The 8093-nt window shown below is 63.5% G+C and carries 11 protein-coding genes and 1 pseudogene; all 12 read left to right on the forward strand.

The annotated features are described in order from the left end of the window. A pseudogene (locus B7Y89_RS17605) lies at positions 1–342 on the forward strand (type-IV secretion system protein TraC); the annotation flags it as partial. Between the two features lie 4 nt (positions 343–346). Next, the gene (locus B7Y89_RS17610) at positions 347–712 is read left to right on the forward strand and encodes a hypothetical protein (RefSeq protein ID WP_292940713.1); all 366 of its coding nucleotides are present in this window, start codon (positions 347–349) and stop codon (positions 710–712) included. Next, the gene (locus B7Y89_RS17615) at positions 705–1391 is read left to right on the forward strand and encodes a type-F conjugative transfer system protein TrbI (RefSeq protein WP_292940715.1); all 687 of its coding nucleotides are present in this window, start codon (positions 705–707) and stop codon (positions 1389–1391) included. The genes B7Y89_RS17610 and B7Y89_RS17615 overlap by 8 nt, the downstream gene beginning before the upstream one ends. Continuing rightward, on the forward strand, positions 1372–1908 hold the full coding sequence (locus B7Y89_RS17620; protein WP_292940717.1) for a S26 family signal peptidase: 537 nt from the start codon (positions 1372–1374) through the stop codon (positions 1906–1908). Before B7Y89_RS17615 ends, B7Y89_RS17620 begins: the two co-directional genes overlap by 20 nt. Continuing rightward, positions 1905–2561 carry a type-F conjugative transfer system protein TraW gene (traW, locus tag B7Y89_RS17625; protein ID WP_292940719.1) on the forward strand — a complete coding sequence of 219 codons (657 nt, stop codon included), beginning with the start codon at positions 1905–1907 and terminating at the stop codon, positions 2559–2561. The genes B7Y89_RS17620 and traW overlap by 4 nt, the downstream gene beginning before the upstream one ends. Beyond that, positions 2561–2830: a hypothetical protein gene (locus B7Y89_RS17630; protein ID WP_292940722.1), complete on the forward strand. Its 270-nt coding sequence runs from the start codon at positions 2561–2563 to the stop codon at positions 2828–2830. Before traW ends, B7Y89_RS17630 begins: the two co-directional genes overlap by 1 nt. Next, on the forward strand, positions 2830–3849 hold the full coding sequence (gene traU, locus B7Y89_RS17635) for a conjugal transfer pilus assembly protein TraU (protein WP_292940737.1): 1020 nt from the start codon (positions 2830–2832) through the stop codon (positions 3847–3849). The genes B7Y89_RS17630 and traU overlap by 1 nt, the downstream gene beginning before the upstream one ends. Before the next feature lie 10 nt (positions 3850–3859). Further along, positions 3860–4603 (forward strand): type-F conjugative transfer system pilin assembly protein TrbC, encoded by a 744-nt coding sequence (gene trbC, locus B7Y89_RS17640; RefSeq protein ID WP_292940725.1) that lies wholly within the window; start codon positions 3860–3862, stop codon positions 4601–4603. Further along, positions 4600–6435 carry a conjugal transfer protein TraN gene (locus B7Y89_RS17645; protein WP_292940728.1) on the forward strand — a complete coding sequence of 612 codons (1836 nt, stop codon included), beginning with the start codon at positions 4600–4602 and terminating at the stop codon, positions 6433–6435. The genes trbC and B7Y89_RS17645 overlap by 4 nt, the downstream gene beginning before the upstream one ends. Beyond that, on the forward strand, positions 6416–6814 hold the full coding sequence (locus B7Y89_RS17650; RefSeq protein ID WP_292940731.1) for a hypothetical protein: 399 nt from the start codon (positions 6416–6418) through the stop codon (positions 6812–6814). Before B7Y89_RS17645 ends, B7Y89_RS17650 begins: the two co-directional genes overlap by 20 nt. Before the next feature lie 197 nt (positions 6815–7011). Next, complete coding sequence (locus B7Y89_RS17655) at positions 7012–7815, forward strand: conjugal transfer protein TraF (RefSeq protein ID WP_292940734.1); 804 nt, start codon at positions 7012–7014, stop codon at positions 7813–7815. Between the two features lie 65 nt (positions 7816–7880). Continuing rightward, the coding region (locus B7Y89_RS17660; RefSeq protein ID WP_292940739.1) for a conjugal transfer protein TraH at positions 7881–8093 on the forward strand (213 nt) is incomplete at its 3' end.

Raw genomic sequence — 8093 nt, forward strand, 5'->3', positions numbered from 1 at the left:
CAGCAGAAGCCGGAGACGATCGCGGACTTCAAGAAGCACGATCGCTTCGAGATGGATGATTACACCGACGCCTTGCTGCGGTCGCTCAAGCGCAATGGCTTCGAATATTCGGACATCATGATCAAAGGACCCGATACGCTCGCTGTCGGCCGTCTCGTGCTCGATCCCTATTCAGCCACGCTCTTCTCCTCGAGTCCGAGGACGTTCGCTGCGATCGACGCGCTGATCGCGGAAGGCATGAGCATGGACGAAGCGATCGAGCGGATCGCCTTTCCCGACAATCCCGAAAAATGGGTGAGCAATCTCGTCGAGGCGGACGAGATCGCGATCGCTGCGGAGTAAGATCATGGCGACAAACGCTGACGATGTGACCATCGCGAGGGCGCGCAAGGGCAGGCTGACGGCGGCCGAATGGCGGGCCGTCCTCTACTTCACGCTCCACGGCTTTGGATTCCTTGGCAGCACGCTGCTGATCACCTGGGGGCTGTTCTTCCTGTTCTTCCTCGCGATCGGCGGCTTCTCCTTCGACGGCTTCATCCACCAGCTCAACAATTTCACCATGCGCTATGTCGCGGCCGATCAGGCCCGGACCGGCGCATTTCTCAACATCTTCGCGATCGCTCACATGATCCTCTCGGCGGCGGTGATCACCTTCCGTCGGGATCGCATCCTGCCCGACCGCACGCAGGAAGGGGGCCGCGATCATGGCTGAGCAACCCGAACTCGACTTGCCCCCCGCACCTCCCGCGCCCCAAGCCGCGCTTCCCAAGCGCCGGATCGGCTTTGGAGGCTTCACCCGGCAACAGATGCTGATCGGCCTGGTCGTGCTCGCAGTGTTGATCTGGGGGATGTGGGTTACGCGCGCGCTCACGGCGCCAAAGCAGGACCATATCGTGTCGGCCAGGCTGTCTGCTTTGGTGGGCGATTATGTTGAGGCCCAGCGATTCTCGGGCTCGCCGCCCGATCGGGTCCAGGCCGAAATGAGGGCTTTCATGTCTTCCCTCGATAGGGAGCTTCAGCGCCGCAGTGAGGTCGGGCAGGTGGTGCTGGTCGGCGAGGCGATCCTCACCAAGAATGTGCCGGACATAACGGATAGCCTGAAGAAGGCAGTGTTCGCGTCGGGTGTTCCGGAGCCGAAGCGCGTATCTGTCGAGCAGCTGCAGCGCATGCAGGAACTGTCGGCCGCGCAATCGGCTCTCGCCGCGTCCCGGCAAGCACCGTTGGCGACACCAGGCCAGGTCGATCCGATGGCCGGCGCGCAGGCGCTCTCGCCGCAGGACCCATCCGCTGCTGGGCCGCTATCCCAGCCGATGCCGCAGGCTGTGCCGGGGCGGATCCCCAGACCGTCGGTCTCAACCTTTGGAGGGCCCGATGGCAACGGCGGCCAGTGAGCTCTCCCCCCCGCGCTGGCGGCCGCGCAAGCGTCTGTGGGCGATGCTGGTTGTCGCGCTCGTCGGGACGGGTCTGGTCAGTGCGATCAGCGCCTGGCGCGACAGCCACGTCTTCCTCATCAACGCGAGCGATTCGCTCCCTAACTGGGCTTTCCTCATACGCCTGCACCAATTGCCGGCCCGCGGCGACTATGTGTTCTTCGATCCCCCGCAGAGCGCGCTTCTGCGCCGCCATTTCGGCGCGAAACCGCAGATGTTCGGCAAGATCGTCTACGGCGTGCCGGGCGATGTCGTCGCGCATCGCGGTATGGTCGTGATGATCAACGACAACCCTGTCGGGCGGACGAAGCCGCTCACGCGCTTCGGCGAGCCGCTGACGCCGGGCGCGGAGGGTGTGATCCCGTCGGGCTGCTATTATGCCGGGTCTCCCCATCGCGATGGGTTCGACAGCCGTTACGCTGAGATCGGGTTCATCTGCGGCCGGCAGATTATCGGCGTCGGGGAGCCCGTGCTGTGAAGCGCCTGCTCGCAGCTGGCGGCGGGGCGGTACTCCTCGGTGTGGTCGCCTTCGTCACCAGCCCCGCGCGTATCGAGGCGCGCGACTATGGGCAGACGGGTCAGGCTTTCCCGGTTATCGAGCCGGATTTGCTTTCGACAATCGAAGCGCGGCTAAAGCGCGCTGAATCGACCGGCGAGCTCGCGCGCACCAACGAGATGTTCGCTAAGCGCGTCGAAGCGAAGGTTCGGCGACCCACCCCGGTTGCGGGCCTCTCGCCAGCAATCGAGTCCAGGGACTGGACCTATGATCCCACGGTCCAGCTTGAGCACGATATCCGCGACCAGAAGGGCAACCTCATCGGCCGCGCCGGACAACGGATTAACCCGCTCGACTTCGTGGCGATCAGGCAGACGCTGGTGTTCGTCGACGGCGACGATGCCGACCAGGTCGCGTGGGCCACGAGCCGGGATACCGACCTCAACGCCAAGATCATCTTCGTCAGCGGCTCGCCGATCGAGGAGATGACGAACCGGAAGCGCCGGTTTTACTTCGATCAGGAGGGCAAGCTCACCTCTCGCTTCGGCATCGAGCACACGCCGGCTGTCGTGCAGCAGAACGGCCGCGTGATGCGCGTTTCCGAGCAGGTGGTGAAGAAGGGGAGGGCGGGTTGATGCCGCTCTGGCTCGATCTCCTTCGCACGCCGATGGCGGCTCCGGAGACGCCGACGCTGCGGCGCATGCGCTTCGTCTGGCAGGCACTCTGCATCACATGCGCGTTGGTCGTCGGTCTCTTCTCGCCGCTCCGCCATGCGGTCGGCCGGGCCGCGCCCATCGGCGCTGCTGTCCTGCTTTGCACGACCGCCGCCTTCACCTGCCTCTACCTGGTCCGAAAGCAGCGCGCCGACCGGGCTTTTCTCGACGACATCGGAGGCGTGGAGTGATCGGGTCCCTTCGCAGCGCCATCGGCACACTCACATTCCTCCTCGCAATGGTCGCCCTGTCGCCACCGGCAGCGGCGGCCGGGCCGACCTGCAATGGCAAGTTCGTCAATCCGATCACCGATGTCTGCTGGTCCTGCCTCTTTCCGCTGTCTGTCGGTGCCTTGAAGATCTGGCCGAGCAGCCGCCCCGATCCCAGCAATCCCGCGTCGCCGATCTGCGCCTGCGCCGACCCGCTCCCGCGCATCGGCATATCGGTGGGGTTCTGGGAGCCGGCGCGCCTTGCGGACGTGACGATGAAGCCGTGGTGCTTCCCCAACCTCGGTGGCATCCGGATCGCGCCGGGATTCGATATCGGCCAGGGCTATCTGACCGGGCCATCCATGGTCGGCGGCCGCTCCCAAAGTACGGCCAAATGGCACGTCCATTGGTATGTCTATCCGCTTCTCTACTGGATGGAGATCCTGACCGACTTCGCCTGTTTCGAGCAGGCGTCATTCGACATCGCCTACATGACCGAGGTCGATCCGCTCTGGCAGGATGACTCGCTGGCGGCGCTCATCAATCCCGAGGCGATCGTGTTCGCCAATCCTATCGCGCAGGCCGCCTGCGCCGGCGATTGCATCGCCGGCACCGTCCATCTGCCGCTCGATCCGCTATTCTGGTGCGCAGGCTGTCAGGGCTCGATGTATCCGCTCAACGGCAACATTCCGTCCTCGATTGGGCACGTCCAGTCCTCGCGGCTCGCGCTCTCGCGGTTCGCTTTCAAGATGCACCGCGAAGCACTTGCCTGGGGGACGATGGGATCGGCCGGGCTCTGCAAGAAGTATCTCATGCCGATTATGCGGAAGCAGCAGTACCGCTTCCAGATGGTCAATCCGATCCCGACCGTCAGCGGGCGCTTCGCCTGCTCCGCGATCGGTGCCTCCACCATGCCGCCCGACGCTGGTCGTGCCTATCCCGCCGGCGGCGAGGACATGGGCTACCTCGTTTGGCGCAAGCGCAATTGCTGCGTGCTCTAGGGGTCTGACGATGCGCTATCTCACCATCGGCATCCTCGCGATCCTGGGCACCGCCGGTGTGTCCGTGCTGCTCGCTCAGACCGTCGACGGCGTAGACGTTCAGGCGGTCAAGCAGCGCTCGGCCGACCTCGCCGCGGAGGCCCAGGCCTTTGTCGATCAGGTCAAGGACAGGGGCGACCGGTTCCGGGAGGAGGCCGCTCAGGTCCGCGACGGCGGAACTGACAATATGCGCAAGATTGCGACGACCGAGCTTCCGAAGGGTCCGGCAGGTCCGGTCGATTTCGACGAGATCGTCAAGGGTGCGTCCCAGAATGCGAGCGCGAAGGGCGGGGAGGCGCCACAGTTCATCGTCTTCGCAAGCCTGTCGATGCCGGACGCGACATTGAAGCAGCTCGTGCGCGATACCTCGAGCGCCGGCGGCGTGGTCGTGTTCAGGGGCTTTCCGAACAATTCCGCCAAGGAGTTTGTGGCACGGCTCGGCAAGGTGGTCGACAAGGGGCAGTTCGCCAGCATCGGCATCGATCCCCGGCTCTTCCGTGCGTTCGATGTTCAGGCCGTCCCGACCTATATAACGGTCTCCTCGGACTTCGATCTGTGCGCCGGTTTTTCCTGCCAGACCAAGGTGCCGCCTTACGACCGCATGATCGGTAACGTGACGGTGGAATATGCGCTCTCGACTTTCGCGGACGGCAGCGGCCCGGGCGCCCGCGTAGCGGCGGTGGCTCTCTCCAACATGAAGCGCGACCGGCAATGATCGTGCGCCGCCTCCTGGGCGTGTTGTGCGCCCTGCTGCTCACGGTCGAGCCGGTCGCCGGGCAAGAGATGACCGTCGATCAAGCTCGCGCCGAGGGCAGGGCGATGGCGCAGGAGAAGAGAAACGATTCTTCACTGATTCCGTCCAGTGACGCGCAGGCTGCGACTGTTCCAGGATATACAGGCACCAGCCAGCCCCAGACGACCTATTATGACGACCCGGACAAGCTCGTCGCGGATGCCCAGGCGCAGAAATCTTCAGACCAAAGCTACCGGGTCACAACGGACGCCGATCGCACCCGCCCGACATTCAGCAACGCCGAGATCCTGGCAACGACGAACCGCGCAACGACCGTCCAAAGCGACCCGTCGGCCTATCTCGCGGGCGAAGCGTACGGCAGCACCAGCGGAACCTGCACGCCGCTCCCGCCGGGTTCGGGAACGAGCGGCTACTACGAAGCCACATGCAATCAGGGAACCAAGATCGAGCAGGAGCCACGATCATGCTCGATCACCATGGTGCCCGAGACCACGACCGTCGACGCGTACAAGTTTTTCGTCGTGCCAAACGGTGCGTACGGCACCCCCTTTGCCCGATATGACGCGATGGCGCCGCACCTGGCTTCAGATGTCTGCCGGCCGACCGGCGTCGTGATGCAGGCTTGTCAGGCTCACAGGATTTACGGCGTTTCGACCAACAAGTTCTGCGACGACTATAACGCGACCGAATATGTCTGCTCTGAGAACCTGACCGATCTATCCCTCCTTCCAAGCCCGATCACGGGGCAAGGCTGGCACGCCAAGACGACCGAAACGCAGGTGACGACCAAAAGGGTCGATGGCTGCGGAGCCATGGCCGGAGATACGATGTGCACGGCTGATCCGGCCGGGGAAGTCTGCACAGAAGGCCCCGAGACCCGAATCATCGATGGCGTACCCGTCACGCAATCGTGCTGGGCATGGAAGCAAAACTTCACCTGCAACGTCATGTCGGCGGGCAACGATTGCGGCGATCTGGAGAGCAACCGGTCCTGCACCTTCCTCCGTGAAGAATGCCTTGATGACCCGCAGAGCGGGCCCTGCAGGGTCGCGGAGAAAGTGTACCGCTGTCCGACCCCTGCGAGCACCGTCGGGGGCGACAAGCAGTATATCTGCGGGGACGATGTCTATTGCATCAACGGCGATTGCGAACCGATCGTCCGCGAGGCGTCAACCGAATTCAGGGATGCGCTCGTCGGGCTTCATGCGCTCGATCAAGCCGGCAAGGAGTTCAACGAGGCCGACTTCAAGGTTTTCACCGGCACGCGCGAGACCTGCCACAAACCTGTTTTCGGCCTGATCAACTGCTGCGCGGGAAAGGTGTCGGGCCTCGTGCCGCTCGGTGCTGGTGCAGCTGCGCTTGCCGGTGGGCCGGCCGCAATCGCCGCCTTCGCCACGCCGTTTCTCGTCCTGTTCGCTTGTAGCCAGGACGAAATGAAGCTCGACATCAAAGATCGGATGGGCCTTTGCCACAATCTCGGCAGCTATTGCTCGTCGAGCTTCCTTGGGATCTGCTCGACCAAGCGCACCGCCTATTGCTGCTTCGAGAGCAAGCTTTCGCGTGTCCTGCAAGAGCAGGGTCGCCCACAGCTCGGCAAGCCATGGGGAAGCGCGAAAAAGGAGCAGTGTCAGGGCTTCACGGTCGATGAATTCGCGAGGCTCGATCTGTCGGTGATGGATTTCACCGACGTTTACTCGGACTTCCTGGACGCAGCAAAACTGCCCGATGAGGTCCAGACGATGTCCGACATTCAGGACAAGATTCAGGCCTATTATGACCTCCACGGCAAATGACTCCGCCATCTCGACCGCGGATCTCGTCTGCGAGTGGGACATGACCGTGCTCGAGCTCGCGATCTACCTTGCGGCCTACCGGGCGAAGCAACCGCCGCGGTTCGAGGGCGTGCTGGAGACCTTGGGCACCTGGTTTGAATGCGCCGTCCCAAGGAAAGTCCTGATTAGGGCCATTTTGAAGATGGGTGCCAAGGGCTGGCTCGTGGCGGATGGCGACAAGCTGTTGCCAGCAGAAGCGGGAAGGCACGCGGCGTATCCCCTCGTCGGCGGGATTATCCCGCTGCTCGATCAGGGAACGCGGCTGATCGACGTCGCCCTGATGCTGGCGTTGCTGAGACTGACCAAAGAGGAGTTGGAAAATGGCGCTCTTCATAATTGAGTTGCCGGCGCTGATCGCCTTGCTGGCTGCTTCGCCGCCCGCGGCGCCAGCGACACCGCACGGCTGCGGAGCTGCCACCGTCCCCCGCGCCTTTGACTGCTGCATCCACTTCGCAGCCTGGGACGGCCAAGCTGCCCACCCGCAGCATCCGTCCTCCTCCGCGCAACCCGCTCCATCCGACAAAAGGACGTCCAGCGATGATGAGATTCGCTAGGCTTGCGGTGCTCCTGCTGGGCCTGTCGCCGGTGGGCGCGGCGGTTCCGCTCAGAGCCCAAGAGACTTCCGCCGCCCGCGATGCGATCGAGCAGGACGTGCCCGACGATTTCTATTGTGGAGAGCGCAAGCTCGGCCAATGGTTCTATTGCGTCAAGCCGAAGCCGGCCGAGGCCCCGCCTAGCGCCACACCCGAGCCGTTGGTGAGCGCGGCCGATCGAATCGCAACCATCAGCAAACAGCTCGACGAATTGAAGGCGCGCGCGATTCTCGAGCCGACCGAGGCCAATGTCATCGCTTATGTCCGTTTCCAGCGTGAGCAGCTCGACCGGGCGTCCACCTTCTCTGACACCTGGCAGCGGGCGCTCTGGCAGAACCCCGATCTCGACTACACGCTGCAGCGGCCGGTCTCGACGGTGGGCAAGCGCCTCTGGCTGGACAATCGCACCAGCCTCGGTCAGCGCTATGGCCTGTTTTATTTCTACGCGCAGAGTTGTGGTGCTTGCGAAGTGTTCGCACCAATCCTTCGCTCGGTGACCGACAGCCACAGGATGTCGGTCATGGCCGTCTCGATGGATGGCGGGCCGAACAAGGAATTCCCCAACTACGTGGTCGATTCCGGCCAGCGATCGAGGATGGGCGTGCCCGGCAATGAAACGCCGGCACTGGTCCTGTTCGACACGCAGACGAAGCGGACGATCCCAGTCGGATACGGTGTGCTCAGCGCCGACGAGATCATGGATCGCATCTTCATGCTGACCAACACGAAGGTGGGGAGCGACTATTGATGGAACAGGGACCAGAGCAGGGGCGGCGGCGCCCGTTCGGCAGGAGGGTAGCGGCGTGCCTCGCAATAGTTGCCGCGTCGCATTTCGCCTTGATCGGCGTGGCTCGTGCTGACGTCGCCTCGCAGATGAACGGCTTCTTCAACGACGCCGGCGGTGCCGCCAATGTCACTGGACCAACAGCGTTCCAGGGCCAATCGGCAGGCTATTATTCGCTCGGCAACGTCTGGACACGCTTCCCCCAGAAGAGCGTGTCGCCATTTAACCTGCAACTGCCGAGC

It is taken from the genome of Novosphingobium sp. 32-60-15, from assembly GCF_002280675.1.
In the GTDB taxonomy this organism is placed as follows: Bacteria; Pseudomonadota; Alphaproteobacteria; order Sphingomonadales; family Sphingomonadaceae; genus Novosphingobium.

Coding starts and splice junctions, on each gene's coding strand:
- B7Y89_RS17610 (WP_292940713.1), top strand. CDS start 347: ATGGCGACAAACGCTGACGATGTGACCATCGCGAGGGCGCGCAAGGGC.
- B7Y89_RS17615 (WP_292940715.1), top strand. CDS start 705: ATGGCTGAGCAACCCGAACTCGACTTGCCCCCCGCACCTCCCGCGCCC.
- B7Y89_RS17620 (WP_292940717.1), top strand. CDS start 1,372: ATGGCAACGGCGGCCAGTGAGCTCTCCCCCCCGCGCTGGCGGCCGCGC.
- B7Y89_RS17630 (WP_292940722.1), top strand. CDS start 2,561: ATGCCGCTCTGGCTCGATCTCCTTCGCACGCCGATGGCGGCTCCGGAG.
- trbC (WP_292940725.1), top strand. CDS start 3,860: ATGCGCTATCTCACCATCGGCATCCTCGCGATCCTGGGCACCGCCGGT.
- B7Y89_RS17645 (WP_292940728.1), top strand. CDS start 4,600: ATGATCGTGCGCCGCCTCCTGGGCGTGTTGTGCGCCCTGCTGCTCACG.
- B7Y89_RS17650 (WP_292940731.1), top strand. CDS start 6,416: ATGACCTCCACGGCAAATGACTCCGCCATCTCGACCGCGGATCTCGTC.
- B7Y89_RS17655 (WP_292940734.1), top strand. CDS start 7,012: ATGATGAGATTCGCTAGGCTTGCGGTGCTCCTGCTGGGCCTGTCGCCG.